25 protein-coding genes, 2 tRNA genes and 1 pseudogene are annotated in these 24839 nt (G+C 67.8%); 19 read left to right on the top strand and 9 right to left on the bottom strand.

Annotation, left to right across the window (positions count from 1 at the left end; genetic code table 11):
• The first annotated feature begins 2 nt into the window (after nt 1–2).
• The 7 genes from M3195_RS08180 (at nt 3) to M3195_RS08150 (ending at nt 4901) form a co-directional block, all read left to right on the top strand.
• Nucleotides 3–494: an FBP domain-containing protein gene (locus M3195_RS08180; protein ID WP_251586372.1), complete on the top strand. Its 492-nt coding sequence runs from the start codon at nt 3–5 to the stop codon at nt 492–494.
• A 46-nt stretch (nt 495–540) separates the two neighbouring features.
• The gene (locus M3195_RS08175; RefSeq protein WP_251586370.1) at nt 541–1338 is read left to right on the top strand and encodes an enoyl-CoA hydratase/isomerase family protein; all 798 of its coding nucleotides are present in this window, start codon (nt 541–543) and stop codon (nt 1336–1338) included.
• Between the two features lie 117 nt (nt 1339–1455).
• Nucleotides 1456–2466, top strand: coding sequence for a hypothetical protein (locus tag M3195_RS08170; protein ID WP_251586368.1), 1011 nt, complete (start codon nt 1456–1458; stop codon nt 2464–2466).
• Entirely contained in the window at nt 2463–3257 is a 795-nt protein-coding gene (locus tag M3195_RS08165; protein WP_251586366.1) for an inositol monophosphatase family protein, read from the top strand. Before M3195_RS08170 ends, M3195_RS08165 begins: the two co-directional genes overlap by 4 nt.
• Nucleotides 3258–3326: 69 nt before the next feature.
• Complete coding sequence (locus tag M3195_RS08160) at nt 3327–4652, top strand: M23 family metallopeptidase (protein WP_285885581.1); 1326 nt, start codon at nt 3327–3329, stop codon at nt 4650–4652.
• Nucleotides 4653–4721: 69 nt separating this feature from the next.
• Nucleotides 4722–4793, top strand: a tRNA-Thr gene (locus tag M3195_RS08155).
• Nucleotides 4794–4827: 34 nt separating this feature from the next.
• A tRNA-Met gene (locus tag M3195_RS08150) sits at nt 4828–4901 on the top strand.
• 46 nt (nt 4902–4947) lie between these two features.
• On the opposite strand, the gene M3195_RS08145 is transcribed toward M3195_RS08150, so the two are convergent.
• From M3195_RS08145 to M3195_RS08135, 4 genes and pseudogenes are all read right to left on the bottom strand, one after another.
• Entirely contained in the window at nt 4948–5337 is a 390-nt protein-coding gene (locus M3195_RS08145) for a hypothetical protein (protein ID WP_251586362.1), read from the bottom strand.
• 119 nt (nt 5338–5456) lie between these two features.
• Nucleotides 5457–5612 (bottom strand): annotated as a pseudogene (locus M3195_RS17180) (helix-turn-helix domain-containing protein); the annotation flags it as partial.
• 496 nt (nt 5613–6108) lie between these two features.
• A complete protein-coding gene (locus M3195_RS08140; protein ID WP_251586360.1) occupies nt 6109–6591 on the bottom strand; it encodes a HEPN domain-containing protein in 483 nt (160 codons plus the stop codon).
• Between the two features lie 6 nt (nt 6592–6597).
• A complete protein-coding gene (locus M3195_RS08135) occupies nt 6598–7752 on the bottom strand; it encodes a GmrSD restriction endonuclease domain-containing protein (RefSeq protein ID WP_251586357.1) in 1155 nt (384 codons plus the stop codon).
• A 475-nt stretch (nt 7753–8227) separates the two neighbouring features.
• Between M3195_RS08135 and M3195_RS08130 the strand changes: the two genes are divergently transcribed.
• Nucleotides 8228–8668, top strand: coding sequence for a DUF488 domain-containing protein (locus M3195_RS08130; protein ID WP_251586355.1), 441 nt, complete (start codon nt 8228–8230; stop codon nt 8666–8668).
• Here the strand turns inward: M3195_RS08130 and M3195_RS08125 are convergent.
• A complete protein-coding gene (locus tag M3195_RS08125) occupies nt 8665–9498 on the bottom strand; it encodes a hypothetical protein (protein WP_251586353.1) in 834 nt (277 codons plus the stop codon). The two genes, M3195_RS08130 and M3195_RS08125, sit on opposite strands and share 4 nt — an antisense overlap.
• A gap of 912 nt (nt 9499–10410) precedes the next feature.
• Between M3195_RS08125 and M3195_RS08120 the strand changes: the two genes are divergently transcribed.
• On the top strand, nt 10411–12525 hold the full coding sequence (locus tag M3195_RS08120) for an endonuclease/exonuclease/phosphatase family protein (protein ID WP_251586351.1): 2115 nt from the start codon (nt 10411–10413) through the stop codon (nt 12523–12525).
• A 126-nt stretch (nt 12526–12651) separates the two neighbouring features.
• Nucleotides 12652–13848 carry a DNA polymerase IV gene (gene dinB, locus M3195_RS08115; protein WP_251586349.1) on the top strand — a complete coding sequence of 399 codons (1197 nt, stop codon included), beginning with the start codon at nt 12652–12654 and terminating at the stop codon, nt 13846–13848.
• Nucleotides 13849–13873: 25 nt separating this feature from the next.
• Here the strand turns inward: dinB and M3195_RS08110 are convergent, their stop codons facing one another.
• A complete protein-coding gene (locus M3195_RS08110; RefSeq protein WP_251586347.1) occupies nt 13874–14365 on the bottom strand; it encodes a MarR family winged helix-turn-helix transcriptional regulator in 492 nt (163 codons plus the stop codon).
• 106 nt (nt 14366–14471) lie between these two features.
• Between M3195_RS08110 and M3195_RS08105 the strand changes: the two genes are divergently transcribed.
• Entirely contained in the window at nt 14472–15263 is a 792-nt protein-coding gene (locus M3195_RS08105) for an SDR family NAD(P)-dependent oxidoreductase (RefSeq protein ID WP_251586345.1), read from the top strand.
• Nucleotides 15264–15342: 79 nt separating this feature from the next.
• Nucleotides 15343–15510 (top strand): hypothetical protein, encoded by a 168-nt coding sequence (locus tag M3195_RS08100; RefSeq protein ID WP_251586343.1) that lies wholly within the window; start codon nt 15343–15345, stop codon nt 15508–15510.
• 60 nt (nt 15511–15570) lie between these two features.
• On the opposite strand, the gene M3195_RS08095 is transcribed toward M3195_RS08100, so the two are convergent.
• Together M3195_RS08095 and M3195_RS08090 are read right to left on the bottom strand one after the other, a co-directional pair.
• On the bottom strand, nt 15571–17217 hold the full coding sequence (locus M3195_RS08095) for an MDR family MFS transporter (protein ID WP_251586341.1): 1647 nt from the start codon (nt 17215–17217) through the stop codon (nt 15571–15573).
• Nucleotides 17217–17822 (bottom strand): TetR/AcrR family transcriptional regulator, encoded by a 606-nt coding sequence (locus M3195_RS08090; RefSeq protein ID WP_251586339.1) that lies wholly within the window; start codon nt 17820–17822, stop codon nt 17217–17219. The genes M3195_RS08095 and M3195_RS08090 overlap by 1 nt, the downstream gene beginning before the upstream one ends.
• 280 nt (nt 17823–18102) lie before the next feature.
• Here M3195_RS08090 and M3195_RS08085 point away from each other — a divergent pair, with 280 nt between their 5' ends.
• Genes M3195_RS08085 through M3195_RS08075 form a run of 3 tightly spaced genes read left to right on the top strand, consistent with a single transcriptional unit; the run spans nt 18103 to nt 19633 of the window.
• A complete protein-coding gene (locus M3195_RS08085) occupies nt 18103–18669 on the top strand; it encodes an RNA polymerase sigma factor (RefSeq protein WP_251586337.1) in 567 nt (188 codons plus the stop codon).
• Nucleotides 18666–19289: an Asp23/Gls24 family envelope stress response protein gene (locus M3195_RS08080; RefSeq protein WP_251586335.1), complete on the top strand. Its 624-nt coding sequence runs from the start codon at nt 18666–18668 to the stop codon at nt 19287–19289. Before M3195_RS08085 ends, M3195_RS08080 begins: the two co-directional genes overlap by 4 nt.
• On the top strand, nt 19286–19633 hold the full coding sequence (locus M3195_RS08075) for a hypothetical protein (RefSeq protein WP_251586333.1): 348 nt from the start codon (nt 19286–19288) through the stop codon (nt 19631–19633). Before M3195_RS08080 ends, M3195_RS08075 begins: the two co-directional genes overlap by 4 nt.
• A 71-nt stretch (nt 19634–19704) precedes the next feature.
• Here M3195_RS08075 and M3195_RS08070 read toward each other — a convergent pair whose 3' ends face one another.
• A complete protein-coding gene (locus M3195_RS08070) occupies nt 19705–20550 on the bottom strand; it encodes an SDR family oxidoreductase (protein ID WP_251586331.1) in 846 nt (281 codons plus the stop codon).
• Nucleotides 20551–20644: 94 nt separating this feature from the next.
• Between M3195_RS08070 and M3195_RS08065 the strand changes: the two genes are divergently transcribed.
• From M3195_RS08065 to M3195_RS08050, 4 genes are all read left to right on the top strand, one after another.
• Nucleotides 20645–21010 carry a winged helix-turn-helix transcriptional regulator gene (locus M3195_RS08065; RefSeq protein ID WP_251586329.1) on the top strand — a complete coding sequence of 122 codons (366 nt, stop codon included), beginning with the start codon at nt 20645–20647 and terminating at the stop codon, nt 21008–21010.
• Between the two features lie 99 nt (nt 21011–21109).
• Nucleotides 21110–22651, top strand: coding sequence for an APC family permease (locus M3195_RS08060; RefSeq protein ID WP_251586327.1), 1542 nt, complete (start codon nt 21110–21112; stop codon nt 22649–22651).
• A 21-nt stretch (nt 22652–22672) separates the two neighbouring features.
• A complete protein-coding gene (gene truA, locus M3195_RS08055) occupies nt 22673–23521 on the top strand; it encodes a tRNA pseudouridine(38-40) synthase TruA (RefSeq protein ID WP_251586325.1) in 849 nt (282 codons plus the stop codon).
• Nucleotides 23521–24819, top strand: a complete 1299-nt coding sequence (locus tag M3195_RS08050; protein ID WP_251586323.1) for a hypothetical protein — start codon at nt 23521–23523, stop codon at nt 24817–24819. Before truA ends, M3195_RS08050 begins: the two co-directional genes overlap by 1 nt.
• Nucleotides 24820–24839: the final 20 nt, after the last annotated feature.

Below are 24839 nucleotides of genomic sequence, written 5' to 3'. Positions count from 1 at the left end.
GGATGCGAGCGCTCACCGAGGCAGACGTCCGTGCGTCCTTCGTCAACGCCGATCCCGATGAACTGCGCGTCATGGAGATGCCGCACGATTTCCTGCTGACCGACTGGGACTACCTCGACTTCTTCGCCTGGCGTGACCCGGGCGCGGGGCGCCGTGGTTACGTGCTCGTGCAGCACGAAGGGTCCATCGCCGGCATCGTGCTGCGCGTCTCGGAGCCGGGCCGCGCACGCTCCGGCATGTGCAATATCTGCCACACGATGCAGCCGGGCAACCAGGTGGCACTGTTCTCCGCGCGGCGCACGGGTGAGGCGGGCGCGCGAGGCGACTCCGTCGGCACCTACATCTGCGCCGATCTGTCGTGTCACGACAACGTGCGCCTCGCGCACCCGCTCGCGCCGAACGAGATCCGCGCCGCCGGGCAGGTGGATTTCCGGCTCGACGGCACGCGTCGCCGCATGGAGGCGTTCACGGCGCGCGTGTGGGCCGATTCCTGATCGCGGTTAGCCTGGGGGCATACGTCCTGTGCTCGAAGGAGAAGCCATGAGCGATGTCATCCTGTCCACCGTCGACGAGGGGCTCGCCCGGCTCACTCTGAACCGCCCGGAGCGGCTGAACGCCTTCAACGCCGAGCTGGCGCACGCCTGGCGCGACGCCACGGCAGAGGCCGTCGCACGCGACGACGTCAGGGCGATCCTCATCGACGCGGCAGGGCCGTCGTTCTGCGCGGGCGGCGACGTGATCGAGATGGCGACGACCGCGGGCGCCGGCACCGACATCACGGCTCTCGCCGAGGTCATCAACAGCGGCATCCGATCGCTCACCGAGTCCGCGGTGCCCGTGGTGGTCGCGGCGCACGGCACGACGGCGGGGGGCGGTCTCGGCATCCTACTCAGCAGCGATTACGCCGTGGTGGGATCGCGGTCTCGCCTTGGCAGCCTGTACGCGAACATCGGGCTGACCCCCGACCTGTCCGTGTCGGCGCAGCTCGCGCGGGCCGTCGGTCAGCGCCGAGCCCTGCAGCTCGTGCTGCAGGATCGACTTCTCACGGCTGACGAAGCGGTCGACTGGGGACTCGCTGCCGAGGCGGTGAGGGGAGAGGATGCCGCGGACGAGGCCGGGCTCGTCCGCTCTCGCGCCGAGGAGATCGCGCGCTTCTGGCTCGCCGGGGCGGCGGAGGCCTACGGGCAGGCGAAGCGTCTCGTCCGGTCGCAGCCGGAGCGCACCTTCGCCGAGCAACTCAGCGAGGAAGCCCGCTCGATCGGTGCGGCGATGGCCACGCCCGATGCGCAGGCGCGCATCGCCGCCTTCGCCGCCGCATCGTCGCGCTCCGCACGCTGACCCCTTCTGCACCGATCGGTGATCGGAGGTGATTCCTCCCGCATCGCGTCCGGCCGCCGCGCATCCGACGGGGCACGTGCAAGGATGATCGCAACGCCGCACAACGAGAGGAACGCGATGTCCCAGCCGGAGATCGCCCAGCCGCCGCAGCCGCTGGCCGACAAGAAGAACCTGTCCCTCCTCATCCGGGGAGCGATCTGGATCGCGATCGGCGCTCTGATCGCCGCAGCGCTCGTGTGCGTCATCTGGGTGCTGATCGGAGACCAGGACGGACTCATCGGTCGCGCGTTCCTCACGATCCTCCTGCTCGCCGGGTTCGCGGGCATCGCGATCCTCGAGGCGAGCCTCGCGCCGAACCGACCGGACTGGCTGGCGTTGGCGAGCATGGTGACGTGGATCATCGCGCTTCTCGTCGGGGCGGTCAAGATCTGGCTCCCCGAGGATGACGCGTACTTCACCGGCGCTGAGCGATTCTTCCAGCTGCTGCTCGTGGTCGGCATCCTCCAGTTGGCCCTGCTGCACGTGCGACTCTTCACTCCGGCCGCCCAGCGCCACCGCACGACCTTCACGCGCGTCATCTACATCGTGACGCTGGTGTTCCTCGCCGGGCTCGTCGGGATGCTGGTCTTCTTCCTCACGTTCCCGCACACGTTCGACTACGGCGAGCTGTACTGGCGCATCGTGGTCGCGCTGACGATCCTCGCGGCGGTCGGCACCACGCTGATCCCGCTCCTCAATGCGCTGTTCGCGCCGAAGAAGGCGCGCTCGCCGCAGCCGCTCACGTCCGCTCCGGCGTGGCCCACGTACGCCGACGGTTCGACGCCGCTGCCTGTACTGCCCGACGGTTCGCCGGACTGGAACGCCTACTACACGGGTCATCCGTCGGTGATGCCCCAGGCGCAGGTGCCGCAGCAGGCTCCGCTCGCCGTCGCGGCTGCGCAGCCCTTCCCGGTCGCGAGCTTCCCGCCCGCTCCCGAGGCCGGCGCGCCGACGCACTCGCCCACGCCTCCGCCGCCTGCTCCTGCTCCGCCCGCACCGGCCGGTCAGGTTCCCGGCGTGCCCCCGGCGCCCCCGGCTCCCGAAGCGCCCGGTGCATACCCGCCCGCTCCGCCGATGCCGCCGCAGTGAGTACCGAGATCGAACTGCGCGACCTCGCATCGGAGATCGCGAAGGAGGCCGGCGAGCTGGCACGGCGACGCCGAGCGGAGGGTGTGCATCTCGCCGCGACCAAGTCGTCGATCGCCGACATCGTCACCGAGGCCGACCGCGAGGTCGAAGCCCTCATCCGTGATCGACTGCGCGAGGCACGGCCCGGCGACGGCTTCCTCGGGGAGGAGTCGGAGCCCACGTCGGGGGAGACCGGGATCACCTGGGTGGTCGATCCCATCGACGGCACGGTGAACTACGCCTACGGCAGCCCGATGTACGCGGTGAGCATCGCGGCGGTGCAGGGAAGCGCCGACCCGGACTCGTGGGAGCCGCTCGCCGGCGCGGTGTACTCGCCCGCCGCGGGCGAGCTCTTCACCGCCGCGCGCGGTCAGGGCGCCCGGCTCGGCGAGCAGCGACTCTCGGTCAACGAGTCGACTCCGGCAGGAGCTCTGCTCGGCACCGGGTTCGGCTACGACCCGGCCACGCACGACGGCGACCTCGCGACGACGCGCAGCGTGATGACGATGGCGCGCGACCTGCGCCGGTCGGGGTCGGCGGCGCTCGACCTCTCCTACGTCGCGGCGGGACGCCTCGACGGGTACTTCGAGCGCGGTCTCAAGCCCTGGGACTTCGCCGCGGGCGCGCTGCTCGTCGTCGAGGCCGGCGGCCGCGTGTCGCGCATCGACGTCGCCACGCCGAGACCCATGCTCATCTCCGGTGGAACTGCGGTTCATGACCGGATCTGTGACATCATCGGAAAGGAAACGTGATCGATTCATGGCATTCCCAGCCTCCTCGGGCTAGGGTTTATCCGATCGTTACTTTCGTCGCCCCGAACGATGAGAGCCCGAACGCCCCCCAGCGTGACGTCTAACCCGAGAGAATTCGTTTTGCCCTTCGAGAACCCCCAGGCTGCCTCTGCGCCCACGCGCCGGTCCAGCCGACTCCGCACCGAGCCCATCGTGGCCACCGCGGCAGAGGTACAGGCAGCCGACTCCGAAGACACTTCCCCCGTCTCCGCCGCACCGCTGTCTCGCCGCGCCGCCCGTGAACGACTGACCACCGCAGAGGTGTTCGTCGCCGCGACCGCCGTCGCCGCCGCGACCGCAGCATCCGAGTCCACCGACCTCGAGGTCGCCGACTCCGACGCGGCCGCCCCGGGCGAGGTCGTCGAGAGCGAAGACACGCCGGCCGCCGCAGCGCCGCCCGCCGCAGAGCAGCTCGCCGCCGAGCAGGCTGCCGCCGAGGCGTCGGTCCCCGACGCGGCCGACTTCGACGCCGATCCGTTCACCACCGCATCGCGGGTCTTCCGCTCCGTCGCCACCGGTCCGACTCCCACGGCGTCCGCCGAGGAGCCGGTCGCCGAGCCTGAGACGGCTCCGGCCGATGAGGCCCCCGCCGCCACACATGTCGCACGCCGCCGCCCGCCGGTGCGCAAGTTCCTCGCCGTCGGCGCGACCGTCGGCGTCATGAGCCTTGCTGGTCTGCTCGCGGTGGGCATGACGCTTCCCGCCGAGGCCGTCGCCGCTGTGCAGGGCGGTCAGCCGCTGTCGGCCACGTCGCTGGTCGCCGCCTCCGGCGCCGGCGCGACCGGCGGCAAGAGCGATGAGATCCAGGCGTTCGTCACGTCGTCCGACGTGCAGAACGAGTCGCTGGCCCGCTCTGACAGCTTCTCCACGATGTCACTCGTCGAGGTGGCATCCGAAGAGGGCATCAACTACTCCAACGAGGTCTTCACGAACGACCCCGAGGCCGCCATCCAGTGGCCGTTCAAGGTCGGCGTGGGGATGAGCTCCGGTTTCGGCATGCGCTGGGGCCGTCTGCACGAGGGCATCGACTTCGTGCCCGGTGAGGGCGCCCCGATCCAGGCAGTCGCGGACGGCGTCGTGCGCATCGCGACCGAGCAGGGCGGCGCCTACGGCGTCACGGTCTACATCGACCACGTCATCGACGGCGAGGTCGTCACGAGCCACTACTCGCACATGCAGTACGGCTCGCTGCAGGTCAAGGCGGGGCAGACCGTGAAGGTCGGCGACGTCGTCGGTCACACCGGCAACACGGGCCGTTCCTACGGCGCGCACCTGCACTTCGAGATCATCGTCAACGGCGCGAAGATCGATCCGCTGCCGTGGCTCCGTGAGAACGCGGGTCGGTACTCGTACTGACCCGCCTCGATTTCATGAGGACGCCACAGTGATGGTATTCTCGTGTGGTTGCCCCGCGAGGGGCAGCACGCCCCGATAGCTCAGTGGCAGAGCACTTCCATGGTAAGGAAGGGGTCGTCAGTTCAATCCTGACTCGGGGCTCGCAGTATTCGCATCTGCAGTGCGGATGCCGTGCGGCAGGGTAGCTCAGTTGGTGAGAGCGCACGACTCATAATCGTGAGGTCGCGGGTTCAAGCCCCGCTCCTGCTACAGATTCTGGTGAGCCGTGCTGACTCAGGGGGACATTTACCCCAGGTCAGCACGGTTTTTGCTTTGGTGTGCGATGGTGATCGTGGCGGCGTCGAGTCTTGCTGGGTGTCAGGCCGAAGCGTTTGCCTATTGTGGCGAGGCTGTCACCTTGCTCGTAGAGTCGTTCGATTTCTGAAGCCCGCTCGTGGACCTGCACCCGCTCACACGGGTCTACCCCGTTTTTCCGCAGCTTTTCGTGGACCGTCGCCCGGTGGACGCCGTACTTCTTGGCAAGCGCGGACGTCGGCATGCCTAATTCGTAGTCGTGCACGAGGCGGGAGATCTCGGCCGCAGACAGCGGTGTTCCAGCCTTGTACATTGGGTTCGTGATCGGGCCGCGGATGTCGGATATCTGTGAGATGCGCAGTTCCTCGTGAACGCTCCGCGCGTGCGACATTGCCCGATGCGTGCGCCCACTCTCGGCGAATCCTGAAGGCGCGGAGACGTGCGAGCAGGCCGCAATCGCGTGTTCGGCGTGATGGTGGGCGCTGTGGTCTCGGGCGAGCGAAGGAAGCGCCCGACGGTCGCGTGCGCGACTCCGAGGTGTCTTCCGATCTCGCGGGCACTGTGGCCGGCGGCATGACGTGCCCGGGCATCAGCCTGCTCCTCTGGCGAGAGGGCGGTGCTCTGATCGTAAAGAAGGACGCCCGCCTCAAGAAGCCGCCGCCGCACGGTCTGCACGTGGATCCCGTGGGCCGCGGCGATCTCAGCCTGTGTCGCGCCATTGCCGTACGCGACGACGATCGCGAGTGTCGCACCTGGCGGCGAGTCTTCGCGGGCAGCGTCGACCTGCGGTGGTGGGGATGCGACCGCTCTCTTCGTGCGTTGCACGGGAGTCCGCTCTACTCGGCGAACTCAGGTCTTCGTCTCGTTCAGGAGCGAGCCATCCCGGAACCTCGCCATGAGCAGCTTGCAGGCGGGGCTTGCGGCGCGGAGCGCCGTCGCGAACTCTTGGAGTAGGCCGGTCGCGCCATCGGACGCAACAGCAGCTGGACTATCGGGACTGGGGTGTGGGCTCATCAGATCAGTCTCGTCACCGTCGCTGGCCAAGCTGTGGCGGGGCGAGTCTTGAGGTGGACACTGGAGTACGCCGATCCTCTTGCTCACGACGCGTTCCCATCGCGGAGCTCTTGCTTGCTCGGCGCCACCTGCTGAGCTAGAGCTCAATCTATGTGGTCTTGGGATCGAGTAGATCGCATAGGTAGGCGACTAGGCGGAAGACCGAGTCTCGGTACTGCTGCACCGTGGGGAGGCTGATGCCGCTGTCTCCGCCGTGCGAAATGTTGTCTCGGAGCTTGCCCACGCTCTGCAATGCCTCAACCTCGTCGGGGAGTTTGAGGACTAGTGTGTCCCACCACTCCGGGTTGAGTGCGTCGAGGGTCTCCTTGAGCTTGGTCTGGTTGATTCCCCAAAGCTTGCCCATGCGCCCTTCCACGAATCGGTGGACGGTCGCTGTTGACTTATTGCGCGCGTGTGCGGACACCAGGTCTTTCAGCGATTGTTCGGCGAAGCCCGCGAGCCGGATGCAAAGGTAGCGGGCATAGTGCGAGCGCGCTTCGTCGCTGATGTCCGTCCCGTCGATGAGGACGAACACGGCGTTGAGCTTCTTCTGTTGACGGTGAACCTCGTCAGCGCCGTATATCCTCGGCATCACAGGTTAGCCAGCGAACGCTGCCGTTGCCTTATCCAGTCGTAGGTTTACGTAGTCCTCGTCCGAAGTGCGGACTGTCGTGGCGGCAGTAAAGTCCTCATCCGCTACGAGCGTCTGATAGGCGCGCTCTAGCTCACCCTCAGCGAAGGTCTTTCCTGTGTTTAGGCGACGCATGACTCCGACGATCACCGAATCGGCGAATGCGACGTTGAGCGCTCGTTCCGGTCGGAAAGCAGGCTTGCCGATCGTCGAGTCGGTCGCATGGACGGCGTCGATGAACAGCTTGCCGACTCCGGATCCGCTCTCAACAACGTCGTTTCGGTGATCGTTGAGGTACGCGTTGAGGAAAGTCTTGAGCGGCTTGCGATACTGGTCCTGCCACTCGTGGAGTGCGATAGCTCGGAGAATCAGTTCGTGGTCACGGAACCGGGTTGATCGAGGACCGTAGAGGTTCCGCCAGCACGCGTCCTCATTGAGGCGCGCGATACCTCGGAGGAAGTCGCCTTCGTAGAGAGCGATGCGAATCTCTTGCGGTTGTAGTGGGCTGCCGCCGGTGTTCAATCGCTCGTAGATGGAGTACACGGCATCTTGTGTGCCTGAGGTCGACTCGTCACGCAGCACGGTCGCGTGGATGATGCTGTCGTCAAGACGACGGCGGTCCTCTGGGCGGAGATCCTGATATGACTGCCCCTCGAAGGGAGGCTGTACGCCAATGAGACGGAAGGTGCGATCGTCGATCTTGCCGTCGTAGAACCTTTGGAGGGAACGAAGCCGCTGCTGCCCGTCGAGGACAAGAAGACGGTTGTCTCGATCCTTGACGAGAAAGATGCCGGGTACCGGAAGCCCGAGCAGTAAGCTCTCGATGAACCGACTCATCTGAGTCTTTCGCCAGACGAACCCTCGCTGGAAGGCACCCACCTCAATCCCGGGCTGCGACGGCTCGAACGACGGAACGATGATGTCGTTCTTGTTCATCCGACGGATCAAACCTTCCACGTCATAGTCGGCACCGTAGGAAGTGATCTCGTACGTGGTCGCAACGATCTCGTCCTGAGGGTCGATGTCGAGGAGTTCAACTCCCTCAGCTTCGAAGCTTTCGTCGTGCGTCTCACGAGGGGAGGGGACTGGTTCCGTCGCCGCATCGTCTGTGGGTGCGCTCATGGCGCAAGCCTATCCGCATGGGTACTGGGCGATATCAAGAGGGGCTGCGAACAGTGTCTCTGACGAGGATCCTCCCGTGCCGCACTGTCCTCGACGTCCTGCCCGTTCATCTTTTCACGGTCATAACCGAGGCCGGCGCCCGCCGGCGAGCTCGAGTCGCGGCGACGAATCGGAATCGTTCACCCCTCTTTCGGGTGCAGTCCTTTTCGTCGCCCTGACCGATAGTCACCGTGTCGTGCTCGCGGAGCATCATGTAACGGATAGTATTCGTTACATGATCGATGTTGGGCGCTTATCGTTGGATGAGCTGTCAACGTTGGCTGCGGAGGCCGCGCGTGAGTTGCGCGCACGGCGACCGCCCAATCGCGCCTGCGTGTTATGCGGCCGACAATTCGCAGCGCGCCGCGATGCTCGGTACTGCGGTTCGCGGTGCCGCGTGGCTGCGCATCGGCTGCGTCAACGGAAGGAACTCCACATGAGCATCTCCGGCATCGGGTACGAAGGTCTGACCCTCGACGCCTTCATTTCCAAGCTGCGCATCAGAGGCGTGGAGACGCTCGTGGACGTGCGCCTCAACGCCATCTCGCGCAAACGCGGCTTCTCGAAGCGCGCTCTCGCGGAGGCACTCGGCGAAGCAGGCATTGCGTATGTCCACCTGCCGGTGCTCGGCAACCAGCGCGACAACCGCGCAGGCTACGGAGAGCTCGATTCCGACCTAGCGCACGACGTCAGGGACCGCTTCCGTCAGGAGCTGCAGTCAGAGGCGGCGACCAAGGCGATTCGCGAGGTCGCCGATCTTGCGCAAGCGGGGGAGCTGGCTCTGTTCTGCTACGAGCAGGACGAGCAGCATTGTCATCGGGAGCAAGTGCTCGAGCAGGTCCGGTTGCTCATGGCGCGCGACCTCGTCACATCCTAGAACAGCGTCGGCGCGGGTGCGGCTGCGTCTTCGGTACGTGGCCAGTAGACGCCGAGCACACTGAACTTCCCGCGGCGCGCAGCGAGTTCGAAGTTTCCCATGTAGAACCCGGCATGACGTCCTGGCGCAAACATCTGCTCCAGGAACTTCTCCGTTACGCCCGCCTTCACATCCTCGCCCCGGTGACGAAGCCGGTTCTGCAGTGATGTGAGTTCCCAGTCGAGAATGCGTCCCTGGTGGCCAGCGCACGCTTTGTCCTCGCACCGGTAGCGGTAGCGGACCTTGAACTCGGGTTCCTTCAAGATGGCGGGAATCGACCCCGTCATCGGGATGAGAGCGGAAGACTCCTTGTCGATGCGGGTCCGCATCTTCGCAAGCTGTTCCGGTGTCCACTTTGGGTGCGGCTCGAACTCGAGGCGGTCGACATCTGCGGGGTAGACGAGTCCCAGGGATGGAGCTGAGCCGTCCGCGGACGCAGCGCGCATCAGTTCGCAGGTCGTGGTCGCGGGCAGCTGGCCGATCACCTGGTGACGTGCCTTCCAGGGCGGAAGGTTCTGGATGACGGTCCAGGAGTCCTGGGTTGGCGAGTAGCTTTCCCGACGGGTGTCGGAGTCCTTGCGCCGGACCTCAAGCTCGATCACGTCGTACTTCTTGAACTGCGCCTCGCCGTCGAGCCAACGGAACGCGATCGGATACAGCCGAATCCAGGTTGGTTCATCTCCGTCGATGCGCACACCCGCAACACACGAAGTGTCCCCGTAGCTCGTCGACGGCTGCGGCGTCGCCTTCACTGTGACCAGCACGCGCGCCTGTTCGCCTTCCACCCTCATAGCGTGAGCATATTGCGGAGACCGGACACCGCTGGGAAGGCCACCGCCGGGAACGCAGAATATGTCGGCGTCTTCTGGGCCGATCCTGTACCGCTCAGGGTTACCGCGCTCACCAGTGCCGGTACTGAGCGCTATGTTGATCTTCGGCATCCCTGTAGTGGCGCTGCGTGAGCGGGAGTTCAAGGTCGAGCTTCGGAAGGGCCGTTCCGAACCTGGATCAGCGGCCGTCCCTGTGTAGTCCCTCTGTCGATGCCGAGGTGCATGTCGCGCGTTCTGTGTCATGCCGTACTGCTTGCCGATGACGGCGAGGCTGTACCCCTGTTCATATAGTTCCACGAACGTGTCGCCCTCGTTGACCTGGGGGACTCGGTCTCGTGCTTCGACCTCGTGACGGCGTAGGTGCGCGCGAACGGGCGACCGGTGTAGGCCGTATCGTTGCGCCAGCTCCGATACGCGGGCACCCCGGCGGTACTCGCTGACGAGCGCCTCGATCTCTGTCGCGTCCAGGCGTGTTCCAGCCATCTCAATCGATGTCGCCACAGGGCCGCGCAGGTCACCTCTGGGCGAAGTCGAGGTGCGCCTGGGTAGGAGGAGAGTCCCATCCATGGCCCGCTTTGTTTTCAGTGCCTGACGGGTGTTCCAGGACCCTCTCATTTGGACTACAGAACGAAAGCCCCGGAACATCCGGGGCTTTTCTGCGTTCAGACGCTCCTCGCGTGCCCCCTTCTGAACAGGTGCGCAGCGTGGGCGCTCGACTTCGGCTCCGCCCGCGCACGTGTCCTCGTCCAGTACCCTTCCCGTTCACCGGCAGGTCACCTTGCGGCGGTTCTCTCGCGTCGAGGGAGGTCATCCGAGCCTTCCGCCGGCTCCCGACGGGATGCCGATCGCGTCTCTGGAAGGAACACCGCAGACATGTCCTCGTCTCCCGCCCCCGGATCGCGCCGCCGCCGGCGCGTCCCATTGCTCGCTGCGGTCCTCGCCGCGGGCGTGCTCGTCGTCTCGCCGTTGCTGGGTACGTCGCCGGCTGCGGCCGCCGCGGCATCCGAGATCACCCTCCAGACCACCGAGGTCGCGCCGGGCGGAAACGTCTCCGTCGACTTCGCCACCGACCGCCCCAGCGCGAAGAACTGGGTCGCGATCTACCCGGCATCGAAGCCCGAGCCCTGCGACGCGTGCGGCATGGCGTGGGCATATGCGCCCGGCGCTTCCGGCTCGGTGCAGCTGCCCGCGAAGGACCGATCCGGCAACCCGCTCCCGGCCGGCGACTACCGCGTCGAGTACCTCTACAACGACGGCTACACGCGGGTCAGCGAGCCGGTCGCGTTCTCGGTCGCCGAGGCGCCCTACGAGGGGCCCGCGGTCGATCCGACGAAGCCGATCGCGCTGTCGGTCGTGCAGCTCAACCTGTGGGGGAAGACCACCGATGCGACGATGCTGACCGAGATCGGCGCCGACCTCATCTTCGTCGAAGAGGCGCAGAGCGGAGCGGCGGCCATCGCGCGAGACCTCGGCTTCGACTACCACTCCACCGGCGGCAGCGCAGGCGTCATCTCGCGCTATCCGATCGTCGACGCGGGTGTCGTGACCGTGCCGGGGACCCAGGGCGGATGGATGAAGGCCATCGTCCAGGTCGGCGACACGCAGATCGCGGCCTACGGCGGCCACCTCGAGTACCGCTACTACGCGACCTACCTGCCCCGCGGCTATGCCGGCGACGTGCTCGCCGCCGGATTCCCGGCCGAGTGGCGCGGCTGGAACAAGCTCAGCGCTCCGGTGACCGACGTTCCGCAGATCCTCGCAGCCAACGAGGCCTCCGGCCGCCCGGCCGCCGCGACCGCGCTGACCGCCGACATGGCGACCGAGCGTGCAGCAGGACGCCTCACGATGATGGGCGCCGACATGAACGAGCCGTCGACCCTCGACTGGACCGAGGCGACCGCGAACCTCTACGACCACAACGGCGTCGTCGCGCCGTGGCAGACCACCAGCATCCTGCGCGACGGAGGGCTCGTCGACGCGTACCGGGCGATCTACCCCGACCCCGTGACCCACCCCGGCTTCACGTGGCCCGCCGACACCCCGAACGTCAGTGTCTCGCAGCTCGCATGGGCACCCGAAGCCGATGAGCGCGACCGGATCGACTACATCTTCTTCGCGCCGGACGAGCGTCTGACCCTCGAAAGCACCCGGATCGTCGGACCGAAGGGCGACATCGTGCGTGGCGCGCGGGCGCTGCCGGTGTCGGACGAGGAGATCTTCACCCCGCAGACGCTGTGGACCAGCGATCACAAGGGGCTGCAGGCCGAGTTCACGGTCTGCGGCGAGGCGTGCCAGGCGGCCGCCGAGCCGGGTGATCTCGTCATCGGCACCCCGTCGATCATCGGCACCGCGACGGTCGGTGCGACGGTCACCGCTCAGCCGGGAGAGTGGACGACGGGAACCGCGTTCGCCTACCAGTGGCTGGTGGACGGCGAGGCGATCGACGGCGCGACCTCCGCGACCTTCGGGATCCCGGCATCGATGGCCGGGCGCGCTCTCTCCGTGCGGGTCAGCGGCTCGCTCGACGGCTACGCTCCGGCGCAGGCGACCAGCGCCCCGGTGACTGTCGGCACCGGGGAGGAGCCGGTGTCCGAGACCCCGACCATCGTGCTCGGCTCGCAGACCGTCGTCGCCGGCGGCTCGCTGCGCGTCTTCGGAGAAGGCTTCGCGGCGGGCGCTCCGTTGCGGCTCGAGCTCCACTCGACGCCGGTGAGCCTGGGCACGGTCACCGCGTCGGCCGCGGGTGAGTTCGCGACGACCGTGCGAGTCCCGGCATCCGTCTCAGCGGGTGCGCACACCCTCGTCGTGCTCCTTCCCGACGGCACGCAGGTGCGGGCCGCCGTGACGGTGACCGCCGCGCAGGGAGCGGCGGCCGACGGCCTCGCACAGACCGGCGGTGAGCTGCCGTTCGCAGCCGTCTGGATCGCGCTCGCGGCCCTCGGGCTCGGCACGGCGCTGTTCCTGCGCCGCCGTCTGCGTCAGCAGTAGCATCCGGAGCCGGATCGTGGCCGCCCCGACCTCGGTCGGGGCGGCCACGATCGCATCTGCCCACGGCCCTCTGATGTCGGGGGTCTGTGTGACGATTCTCCCGATCGGATGCCGAAGGGAGGCGTGATGCGTGACGAGGCGACCGTTCTGCACGCCGACCTCGACGCCTTCTACGCCTCGGTCGAGCAGCGAGATGCACCTGCCCTCCGCGGGCGACCCGTGATCGTCGGGGGAGGAGTCGTGCTCGCCGCCAGCTATGAGGCCAAGGCGCGCGGAGTCCGGACGGCGATGGGAGGGCGTCAGGCGCGTGAGCTGTGCCCGGAGGCGGTCGTCGTGCCGCCGCGGATGGACGTGTACTCGCAGGCGAGCCGCGACGTGTTCGCGATCTTCCGCGACACGACTCCGCTCGTCGAGGGCATCTCGATCGATGAGGCGTTCCTCGAGGTCGGAGGGCTGCGCCGCCTCCCCGGCAGCCCGGAGCAGATCGCGGTGCGTCTGCGCGAGCGCGTGCGGGCCGAGGTGGGTCTGGCGATCTCCGTCGGGGTCGCTCGTACGAAGTTCCTCGCCAAGGTCGCGAGTGCCGTGAGCAAACCGGACGGCCTGTTGATCGTGGAACCGGAGCGGGAGCACGTGTTCCTCCTCCCGCTCCCCGTCGAACGCCTCTGGGGAGTCGGGGCGGCGACCGCAGAGAAGCTCCATGGCCTCGGAATCCACACCGTGGGCGAGCTCGCAGAGCTCGAGGAGGCGACGGCTGAGCGGCTGCTCGGGAAGGCGAGCGGCGCGCACCTGCACGCGTTGGCGCGCCTGCGCGATCCTCGGCCTGTCGACACCGCGCGGCGCCGCGCATCGATCGGCTCGCAGCGCGCGCTCGGGTCGCGACCCCGTTCGGGGGCGGAGCTCGACGTCATCATGACGCAGATCGTCGACGGGCTCGCGCGGCGACTGCGTGAGCGGGATCGGGTCTGTCGCACGGTCGTGCTTCGACTGAGATACGGCGATTTCGCCAAGGCGACGCGGTCGAGGACTCTGCGAACTGCGACGGGCCGCACATCGGTCCTCCTGGCCCTCGCCCGCGGACTCCTCGCCGCCGCGCGGCCGGAGATCGAGCAGCGGGGGATCACCCTGATCGGCATCTCGCTCTCGCATCTCGACAGCGCCGACCGCGCACCCGCCGAGCTGCCGTTCGACGACGAGGGAGGGCAGCAGCTGGACTCTGTCCTCGATGCGGTGCGCGACCGATTCGGGTCGGCGTCGCTCTCGCGTGCGACCCAGGTCGGCCGGGATCCGGGATGGTCGTCTTCGGTGCTGCCCGAGCACGAGTGAGGGCGAGGAGATCGGGCCGCGGGCGTCAGGCGGGAGGTGGCGGGCTCCAGGGCTCACCAGGTCCGACGGCGGTCGCGATGCGGCGGCTGATCTCGCCGAGCTGACGCGCCTGAGTGGCAGTGAGCGCGCCGAAGACGAGCTCGCGGACGAGCGCCTGGTGACCGGGCGTGGAGGCGACGACCGCTCGATGACCGGCGTCCGTGAGAACTCCGAGCGTGAAGCGTCCGTCGGTCGGATCGATCTCGCGCCGCACCCAGCCCTTCTTCTCGAGGCGTGAGATCGCGCGTGACAGCCGTGACAGGGTGCAGCTCGCGTAGGCGGCGATCGTGCTGAGGCGCAGCGTGCGTTCGGGCGCCAGATCGAGCGCCTGCAGGATGCCGTGCTCGAAGTGCGTCAGCCCGCTGTCGCGCTGCAGCTGAGCGTCGAGAGCGGCCGGCAGGCGCTCCAGCATCGATGCCAGTGACGCCCAGATCGCGAGTTCGTCGGGAGTCAACGCGGATCTCGTCGGGTCGGTCATGGTGACAGCGTAGGCGTTGATGACTTGCTCAGACAAGTGATGGCGCGTAGCATCACTTGCTCAAGCAAGTCATGGAGGTGCGCATGCGCCGGGAAGAGGGGATGGGATGGATCTGCGGCTTCAGGGTAAGAGGGCGTTCATCAGCGGATCGAGTCAGGGGATCGGCTTCGCCATCGCGACAGCCCTCGCGGCGGAGGGAGCGGAGGTGGTGCTCAACGGCCGAGACACAGGACGACTCGACGGGGCCGTGCAGCGCCTCCGGGCCGAGTGTCCCGATGCGATGGTGTCGGGGCTCGCGGCGGACTTCGCCGATGCGGAGGCGGTCGCGCGTCTGATCGACTTTCTCGGCGACGTCGACATCCTCGTCAACAACGTCGGACTGTTCGGGCTCGCCGACTTCGCGGCCATCGGCGACGAGGAGTGGTCCCGGTACCTGGAGGTCAACCTGATGAGCGGCGTCCGCCTGTCGCGCGCGCTGCTCGACGGGATGCTGCGGCGAGGATGGGGACGCATCGTTTTCGTCAGCAGCGAGTCCGGCGTGAACGTCCCGGGCGACATGGTGCACTACGGGGTGACGAAGGCGGCGATGCTCGCGCTCGCCAACGGCCTCGCGAAGCTCACGCGCGGCACCGCCGTCACCGTCAACTCGGTGCTCGGCGGCCCGACGTACTCAGAGGGTGTCGCCGCCTCGGTCGAGGCGATCGCCCGCTCCAGCGGCACGTCCGAGAGCGAGATGCGCGAGGCGATCATCGGCCAGAACCGCACCAGCCTGCTGGAGCGCTTCATCGACCCCCGCGAGATCGCGCACCTCGCGGCCTATCTCGCGAGCCCCGTCGCATCGGCCACCAACGGTGCAGCGCTGCGAGCCGACGGCGGTGTGCTCACCGGCATCCTCTGACCCGCTGTCAAGGGGATCGCCCAGATCTTCCGTCGCAGCGAGACTGGTGCTCCTGTCCGCAGCAGAGATCGGAGTGATCATGTCAGACCCTCAGATGCCGCCCGGAGACGAGGCCGAGATCGACGCGACCGGCGTGGACGCCGACTTCGTGACGAACGACCGTGATCCGGAACCCGACGAGGCGACGCCAGGGGAGGGGCAGACCTCCGGCGACGACGACGAGGTCGACGTGGCCGACCTGCCCTGACAGGCGACCGGATGACAGAGGGGCCCGGGACTCCGCGGAGTTCCGGGCCCCTCTGCGTCGTCACCGGCTGTGAGCGTCGCCGGCATCGACGCGAGCTGATCCGCCGGAGAGCCCGCGCTGCTCGGCCTCGAGGCGCTCCGCCTCCTCGCCGCTGATCGCCTCGCCGCGGGCGACGAGCCCCGCTTGGTCGGAGAGCGGTATCTGCTTCAGGAGGAGCGAGAGCAGCAGCGCCACCGCGATGAACGGTACGAGGTACCAGAAGACCGGCGCGAGAGCATCCGCGTAGGCCGTGACGATGCCGTCGCGGACCTCATCGGGGAGGGCGCTGAGGGTCGCGGGGTCGATCGTCGACGCGGCCTGCGAGGCCTCCTCGGGAGAGGCGCCCGCGCCGCCGAAGACTCCTCGCAGGTTCTCGGTGAGTCGCGTCGTGAAGAGCGTCCCGAAGACGGCGGTGCCGAGCGATGCCCCCACCTCGCGGAAGTAGTTGTTCGTACTGGTCGCGGTGCCGATCTCCCCCGCGGGCACGGCGTTCTGCACGACGAGCACCACGACCTGCATGATCAGTCCGAGACCGGCGCCGAAGAAGAACAGGAACACGCAGATCAGCCAGATCGGGGTCGAGGCCGAGAGCGTCGTGAAGGCCACCATCGCGAGTCCCGTGACGATCGTGCCGACGATCGGGTAGACCTTATACTTCCCGGTCTTGGAGATCGCGATTCCCGAGAAGATCGACGTGCCCATGAGGCCCACCATCATCGGGATCATCAGCAGGCCGGATGCCGCGGCAGACGTGCCGGACGACATCTGCAGGAACGTCGGCACGAAGCCGATCGCAGCGAACATGCCGATGCCGAGCACGAGGCCGATCGCGGTCGCGTTCACGAAGATCGGGTTGCGGAACAGGCTCAACGGGATGATCGGGTCCTGCACCCGCGACTCGGTGACGAGGAACGCCGCGGCGGCGACGACGAGTCCGGCACCCCAGGCCCAGGTCGCGGCGGAGTCCCAGCCGAACTCGGCGTCGCCGCCGAAGTCGGTGAAGAAGATGAGGCAGGTGGTGGCGATCGACAGGAAGATGACGCCGAAGACGTCGATCGGCTTCTCCGCCTTCTTGCTCGGCAGCTGCAGCGCGACGAGGGCGATGATGAAGGCGGCGATGCCCACCGGGATGTTGATGTAGAACGCCCATTGCCAGGTCAGGTGGTCGACGAAGAACCCGCCGAGCAGAGGACCGGCCACGGCCGAAAGGCCGAACACGGCGCCGAGGGGTCCCATGTACTTGCCGCGCTCGTTGGCCGGCACGATGTCGGCGATGATCGCCTGCGACAGGATCATGAGCCCGCCGCCGCCGAGACCCTGCAGTGCGCGGAACACCACGAACATCCAGAAGTCCGTGGCGAACGCACAGCCCACCGACGCGAGCGTGAAGAGAGCGATGGCGACGAGGAAGAGGTTGCGTCGCCCGAGCACGTCGCCGAACTTGCCGTAGATCGGCATCACGATCGTGGTGGCGAGCAGGTAGGCGGTCGTGATCCACACCTGGTGGTCGACGCCGCCGAGCTGCCCGACGATCGTCGGCATCGCCGTGGAGACGATCGTCTGGTCGAGACTGGCGAGCAGCATGCCCGCGATGAGGGCGCTGAAGATGATCCAGATGCGCCGCTTGGTGAGCAGGAACGGCGCGTCCTTGGTGGCGGTGGCGGACATCAGTCGGCTTTCTGTGCGAAGACGGTACGGGCGGCGTCGAGACGGCGCGCGATGAGGTCGCCGAACGGCTCGGTGGACTGGTGGTGCAGCATCTGGTCCATGCTCAGCCGCACGAGGGCGCCGACGGTATGGACCATGACCTCGGCCCGCAGCGCGGCGCCCCCCTCGTCGCCGGTCCGCTCGAGGATGAGGTCGATGTCGCGCCGCTCGTTCTTGGCGAGCTGTTCGAACGCGGCCTTGAGCAGTCGCGGCTCCTGCTCGATCACGGCGAACATCGCGGGTGCGTCGTCCAGAGGGTTCATCAGCGCGAAGCGATCGACCGTGAGGCGGAGGAAGTCGTCGAGAAGGTCGCCGTCGGCGCGCACGAACGATTGCTCGAGCGCGTGCTGGCGCGGATCCAGCGCCGTGACGCCGAAGACCGCGTTCTCCTTGCTCTCGAAGTAGTTGAAGAACGTGCGGCGCGAGACTCCGGCCTCGGCGCAGAGCTGTTCGACCGTGAATCCGGCGAAGCCGTGCTTGACGGTGAGCCGCCGAGCGGCGTCGGTCAGTGCTCGAGCGGTCTCGCGCTTCCGCTGCTCGCGGGTCGATTCTGCACTCTCATTCATAGAGTGCAATTATGCACCATACGCAGGGAAGTGCAACTTCCGAGAAGTTTGTGACGTTTCCCGGGGTCGATGCGTCTTACAGATGTCGCGACACTGCGACCCGTGCTGAGGGTTGTCGTGGGGACGACGACCCTCAGCGCGTTCGCGGTGCTGAGGCAGGGACTCCGCCGAGAGGCGGGAAGGGATTCACGATGGGCAGCGCAGGCGGTCGGGTGAAGGCCGATCCGTTGCGGATTCTGCTCCGAATCCCCACTGGGGGAAAGAACGAGGGGATGGACACATGGCGACGGGCCCTTTTCGCGGAGCTCTCGAACTCGCCGACGATCGGATCGTCGCAGGTCGAGCGATCGACGGGGATGTCGCTGCCTTCGCCGTACTCGTCCGGCGGTACACGCCGATGATGCGCGCGTACACGCAGCGGATGCTGAACGCCTCGGCCGATGTCGACGACATCGTGCAGGAGACCTTCGTCACGGCGTGGCAGCGGTTCTCCGAGCTCGAGGACCCCGGGAAGGTCAAGAGCTGGCTGATGCGGATCGTGAGCCGGAAGGCGGTCGACCGCATCCGAGCACTCCGTCCGACGGTCGACGTCGACGAGATCGAGCAGCCGGCGCCGTTCCACGTTGGGCCCGACCACGTGGTCGAGGCTCGGGCCGGCATCGCCGCACTGGGGGCGGCGCTGCAAGAGCTGCCGGCCGCGCAGCGGGAGTGCTGGGTGCTCCGCGAGATGGGCGGCTACTCGTACGACGAGATCGCCGAGGAGCTCGACATCCCGGTGTCGACGGCGCGCGGCCTTCTCTCGCGCGCGAGGAAGTACATGATCGTTCGAATGGAGGAGTGGCGATGAGCGACGATCAGGGAGCGCCCGAGGTGCGCCGGCTCGGACTCGAACCGGATGACCTCGACGGGCACACGCTCGACGAGCTCGCCGACTACCTTGAGGCGGGGCGGACCCCGCGCGACCCCTCCATCGAGGGATCGCCCGGCTGCCAACTCGCGCTCGATGCACTCGCACGACTCCATGGGCTGGGCGGCCAGCTCATCGACGCGGATGCCGCGGCGATGCCGCCGGTCGAGGACAGCTGGGTCGACCGCATCCTGAGCGGCATCGCGCTCGATGCCCGAGCCGGCCGACGCGTGCCGCTCGACGAGCAGGATCCCGCCGCGGACTTCGGCATCACCGAGGGTGCTCTGCGGGGGCTCATCCGCTCGGCGGAGAACGCGGTCCCCGGAGTCCTCGTCGGACGCACGGCGCTCGACGGCGACGTGACGACGATCGGCACGCCCGTGGCGATCGGAATCGACGTGAGCATGCTCTACGGAGAGCCCATCCCTCAGGCGGTGTCGCAGCTGCGGGCCGAGGTCGCCGATCGCGTCCGTCGGCACACCGACCTGCATGTGACCTCGATCGACGTCACCGTGCGCGATATCCAGAGGATCGAGAAGTGGACGGAGGGGCGGTCATGACCGACATCACCCCGGCGCTGGTCGAGCGTGTCGAGGCCGTGGTGCGAGCGGTGCCCGGAGTGCGTGACCTCTATCGCTCGGGGTCGCTCGTGTCGAATCTCGTCGGAGCGGGCGCTGCGGCGCTGGGGCTTCGCGCCGGCGGCGAGCCGGTGGTGGTGGTCTCGCTCGAGGGGCCGGGTGTGCGCGTCGAGGCCTCGCTGGGCATCGACTTCCTGCCCGGCGCGCGGGAGACCCTTCGGGCGGTGCGTGCCGCGGTCGACGAGGCGCTGAGCGAGGAGGGGATCACGCTCTCCTCGATCGCGCTCACGGTGGCGTACGTGCACTCGCGCGAGGACTCCGCCTGAGACAGGACAACCCGCAGACGCGGTTCGAGAGGGCGCCGGAGCATCAGGCGCCCTCTCGACGTTCGATCGGTTCAGGCGATCGCGCGTAGACCGTCGACCAGCGGCGTCGTCGGGCGGCCGAGCAGACGAGCGAGGGTGCCGTCGGTGTCGGCGAGTGCGCCGCCTGCGATGCCGGCGTCCAGAGCCACGACGAAGCCGACGGTCCCCTCGTCGAAACCGGCTGCACGCAGTGACGCAGACTGCTCGTCAGGCGTGAGCCGTCGGTACTCGACCCCGCGACCCGTGATCTCGGCGATGGCTGCGGCGAGGTCGTCGTAGCTCCACGCGACGTCGCCGCCCAGCTCGTAGACCTGACCGAGGTGACCGTCTTCGAGGAGCACGACCGCTGCCGCCTCCGCGAAGTCCTTGCGGCTCGCCGACGCCACCCGTCCGTCGCCGGCACCGGCGGCGATGACCCCGGTCTCGGCGGCGCGCGCGAGGTCGGCGGCGTAGTTCTCGGTGTACCAGTTGTTGCGGAGGATCACGGCCGGGATACCGGCTTCGGTGATCGCCTCCTCCGTGGCCTTGTGCTCGGGCGCGAGGACGAGGTCGCTGGTCGTCGCCTTGGGAGCGCTCGTGTACACGAACTTCGTCACCCCGGCTCGCTTCGCGGCGTCGATGACAGCCTGGTGCTGCTCCGTCCGTCGCCCCACTTCCGATCCCGAGATGAGGAGGACTGCGTCCACGCCCTCGAGCGCCGCCGCGATCGAGGAGGGCTCCGTGTAGTCGAGACGCGCGACGCGGACGCCCAGGTCGGCGGCCTTCGCGGTATCGCGGGCGCCGGCGATGATCGACTGCGGGTCGGCGCCGCGCTCGAGCAGGCTCTGGATGACGAGACGACCGAGCTGGCCGGTCGCTCCTGTGACGAGGATGGTCATGGGATGTCCTTTCATTGCTGACATCCCGCTCAACCGAGGTCATGTGCCGGTGCATTCCGCATCGTGGGTACCCACTTTGCGGTAAGGTACCTACATGACGGTGAGTTATGCGCAGATCCGCGAGTCGACCCCACAGGTCTTCGAGCCGGGATGCAGCACGCGCGTGATCCTCGACCACGTCATGAGCAAGTGGGGCGTGCTCGTGCTGTCGAGCCTGTCCGACGGCACCCGACGTTGGGGAGAGCTGCGCCGCGAGGTCGGCGGCATCAGCGAGAAGATGCTCGCGTCGACCCTCCGCACTCTCGCCGACGACGGGCTCGTGCATCGCGAATCGTTCCCTACGGTCCCGCCCCACGTCGAGTACAGCCTCACTCCGCTCGGACGCGATCTGATGCAGCGCATGCTGCCCCTGGTCGCGTGGGTCGCCGACCATGCGGACGGAATGCTCGATCGCGACTGAACCGACTGATTCCGTCGTTCCGGCGCACGAGCGGCCGCGAAATCCATCGGTCGAAGAAAACGATTGACGCGATATGAGTGGAAGTCGTATCTTCTGATCATGTCAGCAACGACGCCCATCCATCTCGAACGACCCGACGGCAAGGGGCTCGCCAGCGGCTCCCTGGGACTGTGGGGGTCGACCGTCATCGGCCTGGCCTCGACCGCGCCCGTGTATTCGCTCGTCGCGACGCTCGGGTTCGTCGTGCTCGCCGTCGGCGCCCAGGCTCCGATCGCGTTCATCATCGCGTTCATCCCGATGCTCCTCATCGCCTTCGCCTACCGAGAGCTGAACAACGCCGTGCCCGACTGCGGGACCACGTTCACGTGGGGAACCAAGGCATTCGGGCCCTGGGTGGGATGGATGGGTGGCTGGGGCGTAGCGGTCGCCGGCATGGTCGTGCTCGCGAACCTCGCGCAGATCGCCTCCGTCTACTTCTGGTCGCTGATCGGCTTCGACCTCGAGAACAACGACTGGCGCATCATCCTCGTCGCGGTGTTCTTCATCGCTGCCATGACGTGGGTGAGCTGGCGCGGCGTCGAGATCGGCGAGCGCATCCAGAACGTCCTGCTCGGGATCCAGTACCTCGCCCTGGCGATCTTCATCGTCGCGGCGCTCTGGCAGTTCTTCGCAGGCACCGCGCCGAACCCCACGCCGTTCGACATCGCCTGGCTCAACCCCTTCGCCTTCACGGACTACTCCGGATTCATCGAGGCGATCCTGCTCGCGCTCTTCATCTACTGGGGATGGGACACCTGTCTCGCGCTCAACGAGGAGACGAAGGACCCGAAGCGCATCCCCGGGCGTGCCGCGCTGCTGACCACCATCATCCTGCTGTTCACGTACGTCGCCGTCACGATCGCCGCGATGATGTACGCGGGTCTGGGGGAGGACGGCACGGGTCTCGGCAACGAGGCGAACGCCGATGACTTCTTCCTCGCGATCAAGGACGGCCTGCTCGGCCCGTTCGGCTGGGTGCTGGTGGTCTCGGTGATCATCTCCGCCATCTCGTCAACGCAGACGACGATCCTGCCGACCGCCCGAGGCACTCTCGCGATGGGGGTGTACCGCGCCCTTCCCGCGAAGTTCAAGGACGTGCACCCCACGTACAAGACGCCCTCGTTCTCCACGATCGTCATGGGCGTCGTCGCCTCGGCCTACTACGTCGGCATGACCCTCATCAGCGACAACATCCTGCAGGACTCGATCCTGTCGCTCGGGCTCGCGATCGCGTTCTACTATGCGATCACCGGATTCGCGTGCGTCTGGTACTTCCGGAAGGACCTGAGGAACTCCGCGCGCGACTTCTTCTTCAAGGGACTCTTCCCGCTCCTCGGCGGACTCATGCTCACCTACGCGTTCGTGCAATCGGCGATCGACATGTGGGACGTCGACTACGGCTACACGGTGCTCTTCGGCATCGGCGGCACGTTCGTGATCGGTATCGGCTCGCTGGCTTTCGGACTGGTGCTGATGTTCGTCTGGTACCTGTTCCCGCGGTCCAAGCGATTCTTCCGCGGCGAGAGCCTCAACCGCGACACGCAGGTGATGGTGCCCGACGAGCCGAACGTGACGATCCGGTCGATCGACGGGGGCATCTGACTCCGGCCCTAGGCTGAAGTGGTGCGCATCCGGCTCGACATCGCCTACGACGGCACCCACTTCCGAGGGTGGGCCAGGCAGCCCTCCCTCCGCACGGTTCAGGGCACACTCGAGGCGGCGCTCGCCCGGATCGTCGGCTCCGAGGTGCAGTTCGTCGTCGCGGGGAGGACGGATGCCGGCGTGCACGCCTCCGGACAGGTAGCGCACGTCGACCTCGACGACGAGCAGTGGGCGCGCGTCGAGTCGCGCCACGGCCGCGCGGCGGACGACCCGGCGGGCTCGATCGCCAATCGCATGCGCGGCGTGCTCGGCGCGTACCCGGATGTGACGGTCACGCGATCGGCGCTCGCCCCGGCGGGCTTCGACGCGCGATTCTCGGCTGTGTGGCGCCGATACCGGTACCGGCTCGCGGACGAGGCGGCCGGGTACGATCCGTTGCGCCGACTGGACACCACGACGCATCGCGGGACGCTCGACGGGGAGGCGATGGATGCCGCTGCCCGCACCCTCATCGGACTCCATGACTTCGCGGCATACTGCAAGCCGCGCGAGGAGGCGACGACCATCCGCACGCTCCTCGACTACCGGTGGCAGCGGGATGCCGACGGCGTGCTCGTCGCAGAGGTGAAGGCGGACGCGTTCTGTCACAGCATGGTGCGAGCGCTCGTCGGTGCGTGTGCTGCGGTCGGCGAGGGGCGCCTCGGGGTCGACGACCTCGTCGTGCTCCGCGACGCTCTCACCCGCACGAGCGAGTTCAAGGTCCTGGCCGCCCGGGGTCTCACGCTCACCGAGGTGGGGTACCCCGCGGACGAGCTGTTGTCGGCCAGGGCAGAGCAGACCAGAGCGAGACGTCGGGTCGAGGAGGAGTGATGAAGGAGTCGGATGCCGTCTTCGTCGAGGTGAGCTCGCCGGGGTGGGCCTTCTGGCGCGCGCTGCTCGACACCGGCGTCGGGCTGATCGTCGGTCTCCTGTACGCGTTCCTCGCCCTCCTCGTGTCCGGCATCGTGGGGGAGGAGGCGCTGTCTACCCTCTACTCGCAGATCGACCTCGATCCGCTCCTCCGTGCCTCGATGGGCGTGATCCTGCTCTTCGGCGCGATCCTCGCGGCGACCGTGCCGTTCGTGCTCGTCGCCGAGCGCGCGGCCGCATTGCGGCTCGTCGAGAGACTTGCGGAGGCGAACCCGTCGGCTGTGCCCCCGCAGCGCCTCCGCGCGGAGCTCGTGACGTCGCCGGGGCAGTACCTGCGACGCACCGGGCTCGCGGTCTTCTGGTCGATCGTCGGCGTCGGGGGTCTGTTGGCGCTGATGGTGGTGTTCACGGACGAGTTCCGCGAGGACCCCGTGATGTGGGGCGTCCTGGGAATCGTCGTGGTCCTCGCGCTCGCCGCATCGCTCGTGGTCGGGGCAGGCGGACGCCTCATGCTGCGCGATGCACCGCGGGTGGCCGCCCTGCAGGCGCGGTGGAAGGGGCAGGTGCCGCGGGCGGAAGAGGCCGACCGCCGGCGGAGGGAATTCGCGCCACGGGCGATGCTTCCTCGTTGGCTCGTCGTGCCGTCCGCCCGCCTCGTCGCACGGGTCGCCGCTGTCCTCACGGTCGCGACGCTCGTGTCTCTGGGCGCCTTCATGCTCTCCGTCTACATGCGGCAGCAGTGCCGCACCTGCGACCCCGTGTACTGGGACGAGCCGATCGAGAACGGAATCGACGTGCTGAGCCTCGGCAGCGGGGTGGCCATCGCGCTCTGCGCGGCTCTCGGCATCGTGGCCTGGACCGGCGGGGTGGTGCTGCAGGCGGCGCGAGAGGTCGCGCTGACGCGATGGGTTGCGACCGGCGAGGTCCGCACGGTCGACCCCGAGTTCATCGCGCCCCTGCTCTCGGGCAATCGCGCCCTGACGCGTCTGCAGCTGGGTCTCAGCACGCTGGGCGCGGGTGGGCTGATCTTCGCGACCGGCGCGGTCTGGGCGGAGTGGACCGTCCTCGATGTCGGTCCGGTGCTCGGGACGGCGCTCGTTCTCATCCTCGTGGGGATCGTTCTGGGCCTCATGGACTCGCCGCGTGCCCGACGGGAGCGCCAGGCCGCGCGGGATGCGCTGCATCCCGGTGAAGCCGTGCCCCGACCGACTCAGCTGAAGACCGCGAGGGCAGCCGCCGCGAGTGGCTCCGACGACTGACGCGCCGGCTCCGAGGGGTG

Origin of the sequence: Microbacterium hydrocarbonoxydans (assembly GCF_023715885.1) — a bacterium.
GTDB lineage: Bacteria > Actinomycetota > Actinomycetes > Actinomycetales > Microbacteriaceae > Microbacterium > Microbacterium hydrocarbonoxydans_C.
Note: the sequence above shows the minus strand (reverse complement) of the source record. Positions and strands in the feature narration are given on the sequence as shown.